Origin of the sequence: Natrinema sp. SYSU A 869 (genome assembly GCF_019879105.1) — an archaeon.
Lineage (GTDB): Archaea > Halobacteriota > Halobacteria > Halobacteriales > Natrialbaceae > Natrinema.
Genome location: NZ_CP082249.1, coordinates 3,754,341 through 3,769,476, shown reverse-complemented (window position 1 = coordinate 3,769,476; position 15,136 = coordinate 3,754,341). Strand labels below are relative to the sequence as shown.

Here is a 15,136-nt window from a genome sequence, read left to right as displayed (position 1 = left end):
CCCTAGCATCTTTGCCCTCGAGACTGACTCGCAAACCGATGAAAGCCGCAGCCTTCACCGACTTGATCGGCCCCGAGGGAGTGAGCGTGATCGAGCGAGACGACCCCGAACCCGGCCCCGGCGAGGCGCTGGTCGACGTCGAGGCCTGCGCGATCAACCGCCACGACCTCTGGATCCTCGAGGGGGACTCGGCGATGGTCGACGCCGACGACCTGCCCTTCGTCACGGGCCTCGATGTCGCTGGCGTCGTGAGCGAGGTGGGCGCGGACGTTCGGAGCCTCGAGCCTGGCGACAGAGTCGTCCTCTGTCCGAACGAGACCTGTGGCTCCTGTCGGTTCTGTCGCGAAGGGCCGGAGAACATGTGCGAACGGTTCTCGCTGTTCCACGGCGGGCTGGCAGAGACCGCCCGCGTGCGGGCCGATCGGCTCATCCCGTTGCCCGACGGCGTCAACGCGACGACTGCTGCCGCGATTCCGACGGCGTATATGACCGCGTTCCACATGCTCCGGCGGGCCGAGGTTGGGCCCGGCGATTTCGTCTTCGTTCCCGGTGCGACCGGCGGCGTCGGCGTCGCGACGGTCCAACTCGCATCCATCTTCGGTGCGAAAACGATCGGGACGTCCTCCTCCGCATCGAAACTCGAGCGCGTCCGCGACCTCGGCCTCGATCACAGCATCCAATCGACGGACATCGATGAGATCCGCGAGGAAGTCGAGGAAATCGGCACGCCGGACGCGGTGATCAACCACCTCGGTGGGGAGTTCACCGAACTCGGGCAGTCGGTGCTGCGTCGCGGCGGGACGATGGCGATCTGCGGGCGGACGGCCGGTAACGAGTCGACGATCGATATCGCGAACCTCTTCCTCGGCCACAAGCGCATCATCGGCTCGACGATGGGTACCCAAGACGACCTCCGGCGGCTCGTCGAACTCACGGCCGACGGCGAACTCGCGCCCGAAATCGACGAGACGTACGCGCTCGCGGGCACCGACGCAGCCTTCGCAGCGATGCAAGAGCGCGAGAGCGTCGGCAAAATCGTCGTCGAGCCATAGCACACCCATCCTTGGGCGCGTTTCAGCTCCCCCTCCATTCCACCGTCGGGTGGGACTGAAAGGGGCTTCCGCGCTGGACGAACCCGGACGGCGCAAGCACTGCAGGGAGTGAGCGGAGCGAACGACTGAAGCGCACAGCGAGTCCCGGGAGTCGAGCGCGGAAGGGGCTTTCAAGACGTTGCCGTCGATGGCTGCGATACGGGATCAAAATACAGTGATTCACGCGACTAGCCGGAAGGCGCTGGCCCGACCTATTTCGGCGCAGTTACCGTCCATCCCGTATGCCGAACATCGCTATCACCGGCGCATCGGGGACCGTCGGTCGGGAGGCAATCGACGCTTTTCCGGACGACGATCACGAGCTCACGCTCTTTTCCCACAGCGAGACCGAGGATCTCGAGGCGGACCCCCTCGAGATAACGGACCGCGAGGCGTTCATCGAGGCCCTCGAGGGCCAGGACGTACTGATCCACCTCGCGGCCAACCCGTCGCCGCGGGCCGAGTGGGACGAAGTGCAGGGGCCGAACGTCGATGGCGTCTACAACGCCTTCGAAGCCGCGGCCGAGAACGACCTCGAGCGGGTGGTCTTCGCGAGTTCGAACCATGCAGTCAACATGAAAAACACCGTCTCGGGGATCCGGCCGGAGTCGACGGTCGGCAGCCCCGACATCGTCCGACCCGACGATCCGGCGGATCCCGACACCTACTACGGCGTCACGAAGGTCTTCGGCGAGGCGATGGGGTCGTACTACGCGAAACGCCACGGGTTCGAGGTGGTGAGCCTGCGGATTGGCTGGCTGCTCACCCGCGACGAACTCCGACAGGAGTGTCAGGAACGGGACGGCTCGGGTGAGCGATACGCCCGCGCGATGTGGCTGAGTCCCGACGACTGCCGGCGGGTGCTCAACGCAGCCGCAACGGCGACCCTCGACGGCTCGCCCCTGATCGCTCACGGCATCTCCAACAACTCCAAACGGTTCCTCTCACTGTCCGAGACCATGCTCAGCCTCGGTTACCGACCGCAGGACGACGCCGAGGAGGCGCTGAACGACGATTCGAACGGGCGTGACGGCCTCGAATTGGCCTGAGTCCGCTCGGGAGTCCGCCCCTCGAGACCGAAAGCCCGAATACCGACACGTTCGTACGACCTCATATGTCAGTCAAGGTGTCAGAGTCGTCGGGCTACGGGCCGAACACCCAGATGTCCCTGTTCGGCTATATCATGGCCGCAGTACTCCTGGTCGTTCTCCTCCCGCTGATCCCCGTTCTCGTTCCCGTCTGGATTCTCTGGAAAGTGTTCGTCGCGGATGAAGAGTTCGACCACAGTTTCGAGACCTGGCGTCGCGAATCCGGCCGTACCGGCTCCGATAGTCACGAATCCACCGAATCCGAACCCAAAAACGCCGAATCCGAACCCGAAAACGCCGAACCCGAACCCGCAGACGCCGACGCTGCAGATGCCGAAGCCGAAGACGCCGAGGCCGACCAGACGGCCGCGGAGTCCTAACGCTGAACGCCGCCATCCCGTCAGTCTCCTTCTCTCACACGACTCCCCGTTAGTCGTCCGCGTTCGCTGCTGTGACGAGGTCGGACGGCGGGCCACCCGGAAGTTCGTCGCGGTCGTGGGGGGCCTCGAAGTCCAGATTGGGCCCGCGGGCGACGATCCGGTGTGGATTCACGTCGGGGTGAGTCGTGTAGTAGTGTTCTTTGATGTGGTCTATATCGACCGTATCGGCGACGCCCGTCTCACGGGTCGCTTCGCTCACGGGTCGTTCCTCCCCGTTCGCGTCATCGAGGCGCTCGCTTCGCTCTTGCCTCGCACCGCTCCCCGTTCGTTCATTCGGCGTCCCCTCCCTTCGGTCGGCGACGCCCGTCTGATAGAGGTCCCGCAGATACGGCCAGAGATTGTCGTACTCGCGGATATACTGGGCATTACACATGAAGTGCGTGTGGTAGACGGTATCGAACCTAACGAGCGTCGTGAACATCGCGATGTCGGCTTCGGTCAACCGATCGCCGGCGAGATAGCGCTGGTCCGCGAGCACCTCGTCCCAGTGATCGAGCGCCGAAAAGAGGTCGTCGACCGCCTCGTCGTAGGGACCCTGTTTCGTTGCGAATCCGGCGCGATAGACGCCGTTGTTGATCGGCTCGTAGATCTCGTCGATGATCCGATCGACCTCGTCCCGATACCCCTCGGGATAGAGGTCCACATCTTGAGACGCCACATTGTCGAACGCAGTGTCGAGCATCCGCATGATCTCTTCGGACTCGTTGTTGACGATGGTGACCTCCTGCGTGTCCCACAACACCGGCACCGTCACGCGACAGGTCGCGTCCGGATCCGCCCGCACGTACAATTCTCGAAGGAAATCGGCGTCGTGGACGTGATCGCGCGTACAGCCGTCCTTCTCCGGAGTGAACTGCCAGCCGTCGTCGTCGCGGTAAGGATCGACGACCGAGACGGAGATCGCATCCTCGAGACCTTTCAGCGCCCGCGTCACGAGCGTCCGATGGGCCCACGGGCAGGCGAGGGAGACGTACAGGTGGTACCGGCCGGCCTCAGGCTGGAATCGGGCGTCGGGATCATCCCGAATTTCGTCCCGGAACGGCGTCGTCTGGCGTTCGAACGAGCCGTCATCGTCAGTCGACTCGTACGCGTCGGTCCGCCACTCGCCGTCGACGAGCATATTCATACGTCAATAGACGGTCGCTGGGTTCAAATGATCTCGCTAACACTCACGTCACTGGCGCAACTCACAGTGCTCGAAGACAAGCGTTTAAGCGACTCCCGTGAGCACTCGAGGTATGGCAGACGACGGGGATCGACACCGCCAGAGCCGCTTGTTCACGGACGACGACGGCGAGTTCGACGCAGATCGCGCACGGGAGGAATCCCTGCCGGTCGAAGACGGCGAGGTGATCGACACCGACGATCTGGCCGACCACCAACACTACGTCGAGGATCGAGGGATCTACGACGAGCGCAATCGTGTGAACGACCTCACGGGCAAAGAGTGGAAGTATGCCACGAAATCCGTGATCGCCGAGGGATATCCGCCCGCCGTCCAGCACGACCTGCGCAGCGAACACGGTGGGCAGAAACCCCCGCGGCTCTGTGCCGAGCTGATCGGCCGGTTCAGCAAGGCCGGCGACACCGTCCTCGACCCCTTCGCCGGCGTCGGGGGCACCCTGCTGGGTGCGAGTTTCTGCCAGCACGAGGGGACCGGCCTACGGGAGGCCATCGGCTTCGAGCGAACCGAGCGCTGGGTCGACCTCTACCGAGAGGTCCTCGAGGCGGAAAACAAGGAACGCCGCGAACGGGGCGAACCGCTCCTCGCCGAGCAAGACATGCGCCACGGGGACTGTGCTGATCTAATTAATGATGTCCCCGATGACTCCGTGGACCTCCTGTTAACTGACGTTCCCTACTGGCACATGGACGAACTTGAACAGACGCGCAACGAACGCGAAACGCGCGAGAGCAAGTTGGGGTCGTTCGATGGCGTCGCCGATACCGGCGACGCGAACACCGACATCGATGCGGACGAGAGATCCGACGAGCGACAACCGAAAGCCGAGTGGCTCGCCGACATGGCCGACAAGTTCGACCGATTCACCGACGCCGTCGCGCCGGACGGCCACGTCGTCGTCTTCATCGGCGATATGTACCGCGAGCAGTCCTACGAGTTCCTCTCGGCGGATCTCGCGCGGGCGATCGAGTCGACCGCACCGCTAACGCTTGCAGCGACCCTGATTTGGTACGATCCGACGAAGAACCTCCATGTCTACGGCTACCCCTTCTCGTTCGTTCCCTCGATGGTCCACCAGAACGTCCTCGTCTTCCGTCTCGAGAGCGGGAGCGACGGCGAGAGCTGAGCCTCAATCCAGTCGCTCCCGTCGGCGTCGGCCAGTACGTCCGTTCGATGAGCGGGTGCGATGAACCCATCGGATAGTGGCGGCGAAAGTCACCGTCAGACTCCCGTCGGTCGATCGTCTGACGCGGTTTTATTGGGCCCCGGCGTGACGAAAGGAATAGGCGCGCGGCGGTCTCCCCACCCCTCCCCCATCCACCCGTCTGCGCGCCTGCTCCCGTTCCACTCCTCCCTTTTGACGAGTAGCGAAGCGATGCATCGACGACTGAGCAACCGCTCTCGAGCCGTCGCTCGGCCGATCACGCGTTCGCGGGCAACAGCGTTGACCGAACCGCCTCCGCACGGTCGCTCTCAGTGATAACCGCGACCTCGTCGCCGACTTCGAGTTCGGTGCCCGGCAGCGGGATCGTCAGCGGTTCGCGAGCGCGGCCGTGAGCGTAAATCCGCGCGGATTGGGGCAGTTCGAGTTCGCTCATCCGCTTGCCGACCGCTGGCGACCCCTCGCGAATCTCGAGGACGGTCAACTGGAGATTCGCGGCGAGATCGGCGACGACGTTGAAGTCGCCGCCGAGCAGGGCTGTCTTCGCGCCCGCAGCACCGAGCCGTTCGGGATAAATGATCTCGTCGACTTCCTCAGCGTACTTCTTGTAGATCTCCTCGCGGTAGTCCTCGTCGATCCGCAGGACAGTCCGGCAGCCGTGGTGAGTACCGACCATACAGGCCGCGAAGTTGGCGTTGAGATCGGGCGTGAACGCGCCGATCGCGTCGGCGCTCTCGATGCCGGCGTCGACGAGGACGTCCTCGTCAGCACCGTCGCCCTGGACCGTCTCGAGTCCGTCATCGCTGGCGCGCTCGACGCGGTCCATGTCGTTGTCGACGATGACGACCTCGTGGCCCTCCTCGGCGAGAACCGTTGCCGTCCGCGAGCCGACTCGGCCGTATCCCACGATAACAAACCTCATGCTACCGTGGTACGCGCTCCGAGGTGAAATACGTTGGTCCGGCCATCACTCGTCGCACCCCTGTGGACCCGTCAGAGTAGGACGGGATCTCAAGGGAGCGTGTCCGATTCCTTGTCCGCCACCTATACACAGACGTGGATACATTTACCGCCGATACGGACAAAAACGCTTAACTGACCGGTGTTGTTATGCTCGAGCATCCAATATGGGGGTACTCGAGTCACTTGCAGCGTTCTTCGGATTCGATGAACACGATACCGACCTCGAGACGGAAACGATCGCGGGGCTGACGACGTTCCTGGCAATGTCGTACATCATCGTCGTCAATCCGATCATTCTCGGTGATGCGATCACGATCGAGGGCTACGACTCCGGCGATATCACACAGATGATCACCGTCGCAACGATCCTCGCGTCGGTGGTCGCCATCCTGGTGATGGCGTTTTGGGCGAACAGGCCGTTCGGTCTCGCACCTGGAATGGGACTGAACGCCTTTTTCGCGTACACAGTTGTTCTCGGCCTCGGGGTCCCGTGGCAGGTCGCGCTCGCAGCCGTCTTCGTCGAAGGCATTATCTTCATCGCGTTGACTGCGGTCGGCGCACGACGGTACATCATCGAGCTGTTTCCCGAGCCCGTCAAGTTCGCCGTCGGGGCCGGTATCGGCGTCTACCTGCTCTTCCTGGGGTTACAGGAGATGCAGCTCGTCGTCGCCCATCCGGATACGCTCGTTACCCTTGGGAACGTCGCGACGAGCGCGGTCGCCGCGCTCTCGGTGGCAGGACTCGCGTTGATGCTCATCTTGCACGCCCGCGGGATTCGGGGTTCGATCGTCATCGGGATCATCGCCACCGCCGTCGCCGGGTGGTTGCTAACGGCTGTTGGCGTCGTCTCCCCGGGCACGCTGACGCCGCCCGGGAGATACGAGCAGTTCAGCAACGAGGGGGTCATGGGCCTGCTCGCCAACGTTCAGTACGACTTCACACCATTGGTCGCCGGCTTCGTCGACGGCCTCGGGATGATTACCGACGATCCGATCGTCTTCGTACTGGTCGTCTTCACGTTCTTCTTCGTCGACTTCTTCGACACCGCCGGAACGCTCATCGGCGTCTCACAGATCGGCGGTTTCCTCGACGAGGACGGGAATCTCCCCGAAATCGAAAAGCCGCTGATGGCCGACGCGATCGGAACCAGCATCGGTGCGATGATCGGAACATCGACGGTGACGACGTACATCGAATCCTCGACCGGTGTCGAGGAAGGGGGACGGACCGGCTTCACGGCGCTGGTCGTCGGCCTCCTCTTCTTGCTCTCCTTGCTCCTCGTTCCGGTGATCAGCGCCATCCCGCAGTATGCGTCCTACCTCGCGCTGGTCGTCGTCGGCATCATCATGCTACAGGGCGTCACCGACATCGACTGGCAGCATCCAGCCTGGGCGATCGCCGGCGGACTGACGATCACGGTCATGCCGATGACCGCGTCGATCTCGAACGGGCTCGCCGCTGGGATCATGAGTTACCCAATCGTCAAGGCCGCCATGGGCGAAGCCGACGACGTCCCGCTCGGCCAGTGGGTCCTCGCCGCCGCGTTCGTCGTGTACTTCGCCGTCTTCTTCGCAGTCGATGCCGAGATGTTCGCGTTCTGATAGCGGCCACGGGATTCCGTGGCAGTCACACGTTCTCGAACTGTCCGCACGGCCGGGCGCACGATCCCGGCAACCGTCCGGTCGACCGGTGACCTGATACGTCTTCCGCGGCACTATCCTCATATGGCAGACATCACGATGTACGAGCTTCCCGGCTGTCCGTACTGCGCGAAGGTCCGCTCGAAACTCGACGAACTCGAGCTCGAGTACAACGTCATCGAGGTCCCCCGCTCGCACGGCGAGCGGACGGAAGTCGAGACGGTCAGCGGCCAGACCGGCGTCCCGGTCATCACCGACGAGGCCAACGGCGTCGAGGGCATGAACGAGAGCGACGACATCGTCGAGTATCTCGAGGAAACGTACGGCAGCGGCGCGGCTTGAGTCCTAGAAATCGGTCGCAGTTCGGTCTTCGGTAGTCAGTTCGACAGCGAACTATAGTAGCCACTGAAAGTCACTGCACACCTGATCGCATGACAGCTGTGCGATCAGCGTGTAAATCGTTTCAGTGGCTACTATAGCGATTAGTGGTCCCACCAGAATCGATGAGAAAGCAGGCTGAACAGCGTGAACACGAGATAGCCGATCACGACGGAGACAACAAAGAATAGCGCTGCATCGGCCGCAGTCGTGACGTTCGTTCCGTAGTTAACCCCGATTCCGAGTACTGCGATGAACCCAGCGAGGAGTGCACGGTGTTTGTTGACAATGTCGATGGAAGAATTCGTTTCCATTGGTGACTGTCTCGATCTTTCGTCTCCGCGGTCAGTACATGCGGCCGGATCGCCCCTCTCAGGCCGCTTCTTCGTGCTCGGAGCGCTCCCGGATGACGTCTCGGAGGTCGTCGGCGTTCCGGAACGTCGCGAGTTCGTCGCGCTCGATTAGCGCAGTGCCGTCGACGGACTCCTGTTTCGCCCGGTCGACGACGTAGACGGATCGCGTCCGCGTGACCTGCCCGATCGAACTCATGATCCGGGCGCGTTTCTCCGCGGCCTTCGTAAACTCCGAGTGGCCAGTCAGGACGATTTCGCTGTCGTCTTCGTCCTCGCTGATCGCCGTGAACGGCGACCGAGCCGTCGGGTGGACGCTGTAGCCGGCCCGCGTGAGCACGGCGACGACCTGTTCATCGTCCGGATCCGCTTTGGGATCGTCCGGCGTCGCCTCGCTCTCGTGGACGTCGTCAGCCCCCTCGAGCACGTCGACGGGGCTCGTCAGGGGTGCCTCGAACATCTCCTCTAAAGCCATCGCGATTTCGACAGAAGCGTTCATCCCGTCTTCGTACTTCGAGACAGTTCGCCGGGAGACGCCGAGTTCGCTGGCGAGTTGACCGAGACTCCAGTCGCGGTCCTCGCGCTCGTCGGCCAGCAGGTCGCCGTCGATGTTGACGTAGAGGCCACCGGGGGCCGCGTAGATCAGCGGCGGGACCTCCTCGATGAGCAGGTTGTATGCTGTGTCGGGGCTGAAACCGGGACGCCGTGTCGGAAGTAGACGACATCGGGTTTTAGGTCCTCGTCGCGACTGCGAAGGCCGATAACCAGCGGCGTCGCGTTGAGATAGGTCCCCAAGCGTCGCATCTCGTGGCCAGTCGCCTCGTTGAACGCATCGATGTTCGCGAGAATCTTGACGAGAGTCAGGTCCTCGCCTCGTCGGGCAACGATATCGAAGCTCTTCGGCCGAATCGCACACCGATCACTCACCATGAATCCCGCGTCCTCTAACATCGCGGTTACATTACCGACTAGCGCGGAGCGGGACATACGGGGTTGTAAGCGATTCCTCGTATAAGACGTTTTCCCCGGGATGCCCGTGTGCCGTGTCGCGATTCGGACCTGTATCGGGAGTATACTTATATACTAGTTTTCGCAGTGAGGCGGCGAAAGCGAATCCCGAAAGGGATTCCCCGATCCCCTGCCAAGATCCGCCGATGACCATCGTCGGGATCGACGATACCGATTCGCGCGAGCGGGGGATGTGCACGACCTACGTCGCCGCGACGATCGCCGAACAGCTGTGCCGGGAGAGCGACGCGTCCGTCGCTCGAGTGCTCCTCGTTCGGCTCAATCCCGCTGTCGAGTACAAGACGCGGGGCAACGCCTCGCTAGCGATCCACACCGACTGCGATCCTGACCGCGCGTTCGCGATTGCCCGTGACCGGCTCGAGTCGCTCGCCGAAACCGACGACGAGCGGACGAATCCGGGACTGGTCGTGGCGGACCATGCCCCCGAGGAGGGTGCGATCCCCGCTGACATGAGTCGATTCGCGCGCGCGGCGATCCGCGACCACCTCGAGCCGGCCGATGCCGTGACACTGATCGAGCGCCGCGACTATCGGTCGTGGCACGCCGGCAACGGCCGCGGCCGAATCGGTGCGCTAGCCGCCATCGGGGCCTGGGCAGCGCTCGAGGAGTGGACCCATGAGTACATTTCGTACCGCGAGCCCGACCGCTGGGGAATGCCCCGTGAGGTGGACCACGAGAGCGTCTTCGCCGCGTCTGACTGGGGCTATCCCGCGGTGTGGGACACGGTCGACCGCGGCGAGGATGAGACCGTCTGCGTGCCCCACACGCCCGGGCCTATCCTGTACGGAATCCGCGGCGATGATCCCGATGCGGTTCAAGCGGTCGCCGACCGAATCGAGAGCGAATCCGTCACCGCGAGCCGGCTGTTCGTGACCAATCAGGGGACAGACGTTCATCTCCAGGACGGATCGATCGGCACCGTCGAGAACGACCGGGCCTATCGAGTCGAGGGACGAGTGGCGAGCGACCCCGAAACGCGCCGCGGCGGCCACGTTTTCGTCGATATCGAACCGCCGGCCGCCGCCGACGGGGAAGACGGCGATGAGGAGGACGGCGACCGGTCAGCCGAGCGACTCACCTGTGCGGCATTCGAACCGACGAAGCGGTTCCGCGATCGCGTGCGAGCGCTCCGCGTCGGGGATCTGATCACTGCCTGTGGCGAGGTCGCCAGCGGCACGCTCAAACTCGAGAAGGTTGCCGTCCGCGACCTCGTCCGAACCGAGCGAGTCACGCCGATCTGTCCCGGCTGCGAGCGGACGATGGAGAGCGCCGGCCGGAATCAGGGCTATCGCTGTCGGGATTGCGGGACCAGCGCGGCGGAGAAAGACGAGCGGCCACTCGAGCGCGACCTCGAGATGGGCTGGTACGAGGTACCTCCGTGTGCGCGTCGCCACATCGCGACGCCGCTCGTCCGGGGCGGGTTCGACGCGCCGACGCATCCGGAGCGGTAATACCGAACGGCCGGGCGGCTGTCGTGGTAACTCGACTTAGAAGATACCGCGTTGACCGGGGAACACACTCTGGGTCGTCCGCCGGACGGCCCCTCGGAACTCATCGATACAGCCGACACAGTACTCGTAGCCGAGGTTGTTCACAGTGCCACAGGTATCGCGTATTTCGTCCGAGACGGATACGGATTCTCGAGACTCCTCGCGTTCGATCAGATTTCAGAGAATGGATGCTGGAAAACCGATCGGCCCGCTATCATATGGACGCCGGCGATCAGCGGACGCTGACGCCGTGGCGAGCGAGGAACTCGCTCGCTTCCTTGATTTCGACAGGGCTGCCGATGATCCGGCAGTAATCGTCTCCCTCCGGGAAGACGGTGACCGTGAACTCGTCGTCGAGCTGCGACTCAAGCCCCTTGAGCGTCTCCCGCGGCAGGACGATCTGGGTGCTGTCACGCAGCTGCGACGCGTTTGACATACGTAGAATATCCTCCGCTGGTCGTTTATGTGTATCGAAGTCCTGTTGGTATCGGTAATTTAATTGGGTGGTAGTGTCCGGGAATAGCGCACTATGGCCATAGCGATCGCAGTATAGTTCGACAGTCAAACACTGTCGGGGTGAGGATTACACGGTTCCAGTAGATATCGCCGCCGATCCGAACGATGCTGGCGTTGGCATGCAGCCCAGCTATGGTTGTTGGTGACATACACCAATATGGTCTGCCCCCGAACTCCCGGGTAACTGGCGGCAGCGACAGACGAAATCCCAGTTCGATGGGGCAGGCCCGGCGTCGGATCGTGCTACCGCGAGCGATCACCGAACCGAATCCGTTGACGAACTGACCGCGCTACCGGGTGCGTTCGGCGAGCGTCACCCATTCCGAGGGGATCGCTGACCGACAATACCTTTTCTGTTGCGAAAACGGGTCGACGATGAGAGAAGCGAGCGGACCGTAACGAACTCAACGGTGGGCCACGGCGAAGTTGCTCTCTGTCTCGATTGACTGGACGATCCCCCAGAGGAGGAGGCGAGCCGCCCGCTTATGCTCGGTTTTCTGCCGGTGGAGATGCATCGGTCGAGTGTCTTGATAGTCATACGCGGCGAACGCGTCAGGGGAGGCGTCCCCTCGGTGCTCTATATACGTCCGAATCTCCCGTAGCAACGCGTGGAGATTCATCCATTCATCGTGGCGCATTCCCACGGACCGAAAGTGGACTCTCATCCGTGAATCTTCGGCCTGAAAGCGTACCGTCGAGAGCCGGTATCGATCGGTTCGGGAACGTGATCAGCCTGTTCCGTAGACCGTCACCGTCCGCGTGTCGCTGGCGTGTGGCGACCGCACTACCACCGGGAACACGTCGTCGTTGTTCACGGGATAGGTCTCGTAGCCGAGCGACACCGTTTGCGTCTCGCCGGGAGAAAGACTCACGCTCGTTCCGTCAACGACCTCGGGCGTCCGGCCGACCACGAGTTCGATGTCATGCGTCCCGTCACCGTCACCCACGTTCTCGACGGCGGCGGAGACCGAGAGCCACTGGCCACCGTTGACGGGCGCGGTCGTCCCGGTGATCGAGACCGCGAACGTCGCCTGGCCGCTTCCGCCGTTCCCGTCGCCGCTCCGTCCGTGGACGAGCACCGTCTGGGACGCGGTATCGTCGCCCGTCTGCACGTAGACGGGGAACTCGTCGTCGTTCTCGACCGGGTAGGTCTCATATCCCAGCGACACGGTCGTCGTCTCGCCCGCATCGACGATCACCGCCTGCGTGTCGACGGTCGTCGGATCGTGACCCACGACGAGTTCGACCTCGCGGTCGGCCGGCCCGTCACCCGTGTTCGACAGCGTCGCCGTCACCTCGAGCCGTTCCCCACCCGTCACGGGCGCGTCCGTCTCGAGACCGGTCACCTCGAGGTGACCCTGCGACCCGTCGTCTTCGGTCCCAATGACGGTGACGTCGGTCTCCGAAACGTCGTCTCGCGTTTCGGCGCGGACGGGGAAGGTCTGCGTGTTGCGGACGGTCGCCGTCGTGAACTCGAGTTGCACGGTCTCGGTGTCTCCCGTAAACACCTCGACCGTCTTGCTGTCGACGTGCGTGGGGTTGTGGCCGACGATCAGGTCGGTCTCCACGTTGACGAATCCGTGATACGTGGAACTTCCCTCGGGATCAACTTCGGCCTCGACGAGGAGGTCCTCGCCCGCCCGAACCGGCGCGTTCGTCCCGGTGATCGCGACGTTTCGGAACGCATCGACCGCCGGTCCATCGGTCCGTGCGGCCGTCAGTCGGCCGTCGCGGCAGGCGACCCACGCGATCATCGGATAGCCGCCGATGAACCAGATGGCGTTGCCCCCGGTCGTCGTGTATGTCGTCGTCGCCGTCGACCCCGACAGGTCAGTCCGGTCGACGTACGTGGCGTTGCGTCCCTCCTGCCAGAAGAGTCGATTGAGCCTCCCGGAACCGTCGGCCGCCGATGCGGTCACGTCGACCTCGTCGCGGACCGTGATCGTGGCGTCCGGTCCGGGGTCGCACGTCACGTCGGCGTTCGGGGCTGCCGGTGCGTGCGGCGTAACCTCGACCGTCCAAGAGACGGTTGTCCCGCCGACCGTGACGCTCACGTCGTGGGTTCCCGACTCGTCGAATCGGCCGTACGCGGCCGGATTCCCCGTAATAGAGGTGTAACTCCAGAACGGAGCGTTCGGTGCGATCGCACCCCTGTCCGACCCGTCGACCCGCCAGTCAGCCGCCGGAGAGTCGACGCCCGGCGTCGCCACCACTTCGAAGCCGATTCGATCGCCGGGTCGAACGGCCGTCTCGCTATCCGCCGGGTAGACGCGCTCGAGAGAAGCCGTCTGTGCGGTTCCCACCCCCGTCGTCGCGAGGACACCCACGCTACTCCCCACTGCCGTAACGTACTCGCGTCGTCGCATGTGATGTCATACGTAGTATGGGACGGTATAGCTAACACAACCTTGGCGATACGAACATAGTCGAGGAAACGAGTATCCAGTTCGACTGCAAGACGGTGGCAGATCCGATACCACGATCGCGTGGCCGCGCGTCGACGGCGAGGGAAGCGCGGTCGTTCGGGCTAATCGCGGCGTCGCCAACGTGTGTCTCGAAAGGGTTTTTCGGCCCGACCGGTTGCATACTGACAAATGGGGCTCGAGGATGAAATCGAGGAAATCGAAGACGAAATAGCCAATACGCCCTACAACAAGTCGACTGAGGCCCATATCGGCCGGCTGAAGTCCAAGCTCGCGGAGAAAAAGGAGAAACTCGAGACCCAGCAGTCCGGGTCGGGCGGCGGTGGCGGCTATTCCGTCGAGAAACACGGCGACGCGACCGTCGCCTTAGTCGGGTTTCCGAGCGTCGGCAAGTCGTCGCTGCTGAATTCGCTGACCAACGCCGAGAGCGAGACGGGCTCCTATGAGTTCACGACGCTGGACGTCAACCCGGGGATGCTCAACCACCGTGGCGCGAACATCCAGATGCTGGACGTCCCCGGACTCATCGAGGGCGCGGCGGCGGGCAAAGGCGGCGGCCAGCAGGTGCTGGCGGTCGTCCGCAACGCCGACCTGATCATCTACATGCTGTCGGTGTTCGAACTCGAGCAGTACGACCGGCTCCAGGAAGAACTATACGACATCAACATCCGCGTCGATCAGGAGCCCCCGAAGGTCACGGTCCGCCCGAAAATCAAAGACGGCATCAAGATCACCTCGAGCACCGACCAGGACTTAGACGAGGAGACGATCAAGCAGGTCATCCGCGAGCACGGCTACGTCAACGCCGTCGTCAACCTCCAGGAGAACGTCTCCATCGATCGGCTGGTCGACGGCCTGATGGACAACCGGGAGTACATCCCCTCGATCACCTGCGTTAACAAGGTCGACCTGATCGATCCCGACTACAAGGAGACGGTCGACGAGCAGTTGCGCCAGCGCGACTTAGACCCCGAGGAGGTCACCTTCATCAGCGCCGAGGAGGAGAAGGGCCTCGACGTGTTCAAAGACCGCATCTGGGAGCGACTCGGGCTGATCCGGGTCTACATGGAGAAACCCGGCCGCGGCATCGACTGGGAGGAACCCCTCGTCATTCCGAAGGGGACCACCGTCGGCGAGGCCATCGAGAAACTCGGCGGCGAGATGGAAGAGCGGTTCCGCTTCGCCCGTGTAACCGGCCCTAGTGCGGCCCACGATCAACAGCAAGTCGGAAAGGACCACGTCCTCGAGGACGAGGACGTGTTGAAGCTGATTCTGCGGCGGTAGTACCGGTCGGGTTCGTCGCCCCGCTCTCGAGGCCTCTTGGCCGACAACTCGATCAGCCGTGCCGTCGGTATTCGATGCAGAATAATCATTGGATCGACA

The 15,136-nt window shown here is 63.2% G+C and carries 14 protein-coding genes and 1 pseudogene; 8 read left to right on the top strand and 7 right to left on the bottom strand.

Features of this window, described 5'->3' with window-relative positions; genetic code table 11:
* The first annotated feature begins 38 nt into the window (after nucleotides 1-38).
* From K6I40_RS26835 to K6I40_RS26825, 3 genes are all read left to right on the top strand, one after another.
* Entirely contained in the window at nucleotides 39-1,052 is a 1,014-nt protein-coding gene (locus K6I40_RS26835) for a zinc-binding dehydrogenase (protein ID WP_222918437.1), read from the top strand.
* 281 nt (nucleotides 1,053-1,333) lie between these two features.
* The gene (locus K6I40_RS26830) at nucleotides 1,334-2,140 is read left to right on the top strand and encodes an NAD(P)-dependent oxidoreductase (protein WP_222918436.1); all 807 of its coding nucleotides are present in this window, start codon (nucleotides 1,334-1,336) and stop codon (nucleotides 2,138-2,140) included.
* A 65-nt stretch (nucleotides 2,141-2,205) separates the two neighbouring features.
* Nucleotides 2,206-2,559: a hypothetical protein gene (locus K6I40_RS26825; RefSeq protein WP_222918435.1), complete on the top strand. Its 354-nt coding sequence runs from the start codon at nucleotides 2,206-2,208 to the stop codon at nucleotides 2,557-2,559.
* 49 nt (nucleotides 2,560-2,608) lie between these two features.
* Here K6I40_RS26825 and K6I40_RS26820 read toward each other — a convergent pair whose 3' ends face one another.
* On the bottom strand, nucleotides 2,609-3,745 hold the full coding sequence (locus K6I40_RS26820; protein ID WP_222918434.1) for a glutathione S-transferase family protein: 1,137 nt from the start codon (nucleotides 3,743-3,745) through the stop codon (nucleotides 2,609-2,611).
* A 112-nt stretch (nucleotides 3,746-3,857) separates the two neighbouring features.
* Here K6I40_RS26820 and K6I40_RS26815 point away from each other — a divergent pair, with 112 nt between their 5' ends.
* Nucleotides 3,858-4,928, top strand: a complete 1,071-nt coding sequence (locus K6I40_RS26815) for a DNA methyltransferase (protein WP_222918433.1) — start codon at nucleotides 3,858-3,860, stop codon at nucleotides 4,926-4,928.
* Between the two features lie 295 nt (nucleotides 4,929-5,223).
* Here the strand turns inward: K6I40_RS26815 and K6I40_RS26810 are convergent, their stop codons facing one another.
* Nucleotides 5,224-5,886, bottom strand: coding sequence for a TrkA family potassium uptake protein (locus K6I40_RS26810; protein ID WP_222918432.1), 663 nt, complete (start codon nucleotides 5,884-5,886; stop codon nucleotides 5,224-5,226).
* Between the two features lie 205 nt (nucleotides 5,887-6,091).
* Between K6I40_RS26810 and K6I40_RS26805 the strand changes: the two genes are divergently transcribed.
* Together K6I40_RS26805 and K6I40_RS26800 are read left to right on the top strand one after the other, a co-directional pair.
* Entirely contained in the window at nucleotides 6,092-7,528 is a 1,437-nt protein-coding gene (locus tag K6I40_RS26805; protein ID WP_222918431.1) for an NCS2 family permease, read from the top strand.
* A 123-nt stretch (nucleotides 7,529-7,651) separates the two neighbouring features.
* Nucleotides 7,652-7,909 carry a glutathione S-transferase N-terminal domain-containing protein gene (locus tag K6I40_RS26800; protein WP_222918430.1) on the top strand — a complete coding sequence of 86 codons (258 nt, stop codon included), beginning with the start codon at nucleotides 7,652-7,654 and terminating at the stop codon, nucleotides 7,907-7,909.
* A 140-nt stretch (nucleotides 7,910-8,049) separates the two neighbouring features.
* Here K6I40_RS26800 and K6I40_RS26795 read toward each other — a convergent pair whose 3' ends face one another.
* Complete coding sequence (locus K6I40_RS26795; RefSeq protein WP_222918429.1) at nucleotides 8,050-8,259, bottom strand: hypothetical protein; 210 nt, start codon at nucleotides 8,257-8,259, stop codon at nucleotides 8,050-8,052.
* A gap of 58 nt (nucleotides 8,260-8,317) precedes the next feature.
* A pseudogene (locus tag K6I40_RS26790) lies at nucleotides 8,318-9,282 on the bottom strand (transcriptional regulator).
* 167 nt (nucleotides 9,283-9,449) lie between these two features.
* Here K6I40_RS26790 and K6I40_RS26785 point away from each other — a divergent pair.
* On the top strand, nucleotides 9,450-10,775 hold the full coding sequence (locus K6I40_RS26785) for a tRNA(Ile)(2)-agmatinylcytidine synthase (protein ID WP_222918428.1): 1,326 nt from the start codon (nucleotides 9,450-9,452) through the stop codon (nucleotides 10,773-10,775).
* A 271-nt stretch (nucleotides 10,776-11,046) separates the two neighbouring features.
* Here the strand turns inward: K6I40_RS26785 and K6I40_RS26780 are convergent, their stop codons facing one another.
* From K6I40_RS26780 to K6I40_RS26770, 3 genes are all read right to left on the bottom strand, one after another.
* Nucleotides 11,047-11,250, bottom strand: coding sequence for a hypothetical protein (locus K6I40_RS26780; RefSeq protein ID WP_222918427.1), 204 nt, complete (start codon nucleotides 11,248-11,250; stop codon nucleotides 11,047-11,049).
* 484 nt (nucleotides 11,251-11,734) lie between these two features.
* The gene (locus tag K6I40_RS26775) at nucleotides 11,735-11,968 is read right to left on the bottom strand and encodes a UPF0058 family protein (RefSeq protein ID WP_222918426.1); all 234 of its coding nucleotides are present in this window, start codon (nucleotides 11,966-11,968) and stop codon (nucleotides 11,735-11,737) included.
* 90 nt (nucleotides 11,969-12,058) lie between these two features.
* The gene (locus K6I40_RS26770; protein WP_222918425.1) at nucleotides 12,059-13,696 is read right to left on the bottom strand and encodes a hypothetical protein; all 1,638 of its coding nucleotides are present in this window, start codon (nucleotides 13,694-13,696) and stop codon (nucleotides 12,059-12,061) included.
* Between the two features lie 228 nt (nucleotides 13,697-13,924).
* Here K6I40_RS26770 and K6I40_RS26765 point away from each other — a divergent pair, with 228 nt between their 5' ends.
* Nucleotides 13,925-15,037: a GTPase gene (locus K6I40_RS26765; RefSeq protein ID WP_222918424.1), complete on the top strand. Its 1,113-nt coding sequence runs from the start codon at nucleotides 13,925-13,927 to the stop codon at nucleotides 15,035-15,037.
* Nucleotides 15,038-15,136: the final 99 nt, after the last annotated feature.

Excerpts from the sequence above, each read along its gene's own strand:
- K6I40_RS26810 (WP_222918432.1), bottom strand. The coding sequence starts at position 5,886 with ATGAGGTTTGTTATCGTGGGATACGGCCGAGTCGGCTCGCGGACGGCA.
- K6I40_RS26765 (WP_222918424.1), top strand. The coding sequence starts at position 13,925 with ATGGGGCTCGAGGATGAAATCGAGGAAATCGAAGACGAAATAGCCAAT.
- K6I40_RS26795 (WP_222918429.1), bottom strand. The coding sequence starts at position 8,259 with ATGGAAACGAATTCTTCCATCGACATTGTCAACAAACACCGTGCACTC.
- K6I40_RS26775 (WP_222918426.1), bottom strand. The coding sequence starts at position 11,968 with ATGCGCCACGATGAATGGATGAATCTCCACGCGTTGCTACGGGAGATT.
- K6I40_RS26815 (WP_222918433.1), top strand. The coding sequence starts at position 3,858 with ATGGCAGACGACGGGGATCGACACCGCCAGAGCCGCTTGTTCACGGAC.
- K6I40_RS26785 (WP_222918428.1), top strand. The coding sequence starts at position 9,450 with ATGACCATCGTCGGGATCGACGATACCGATTCGCGCGAGCGGGGGATG.
- K6I40_RS26830 (WP_222918436.1), top strand. The coding sequence starts at position 1,334 with ATGCCGAACATCGCTATCACCGGCGCATCGGGGACCGTCGGTCGGGAG.
- K6I40_RS26780 (WP_222918427.1), bottom strand. The coding sequence starts at position 11,250 with ATGTCAAACGCGTCGCAGCTGCGTGACAGCACCCAGATCGTCCTGCCG.
- K6I40_RS26820 (WP_222918434.1), bottom strand. The coding sequence starts at position 3,745 with ATGAATATGCTCGTCGACGGCGAGTGGCGGACCGACGCGTACGAGTCG.
- K6I40_RS26805 (WP_222918431.1), top strand. The coding sequence starts at position 6,092 with ATGGGGGTACTCGAGTCACTTGCAGCGTTCTTCGGATTCGATGAACAC.
- K6I40_RS26800 (WP_222918430.1), top strand. The coding sequence starts at position 7,652 with ATGGCAGACATCACGATGTACGAGCTTCCCGGCTGTCCGTACTGCGCG.
- K6I40_RS26770 (WP_222918425.1), bottom strand. The coding sequence starts at position 13,696 with ATGCGACGACGCGAGTACGTTACGGCAGTGGGGAGTAGCGTGGGTGTC.
- K6I40_RS26825 (WP_222918435.1), top strand. The coding sequence starts at position 2,206 with ATGTCAGTCAAGGTGTCAGAGTCGTCGGGCTACGGGCCGAACACCCAG.
- K6I40_RS26835 (WP_222918437.1), top strand. The coding sequence starts at position 39 with ATGAAAGCCGCAGCCTTCACCGACTTGATCGGCCCCGAGGGAGTGAGC.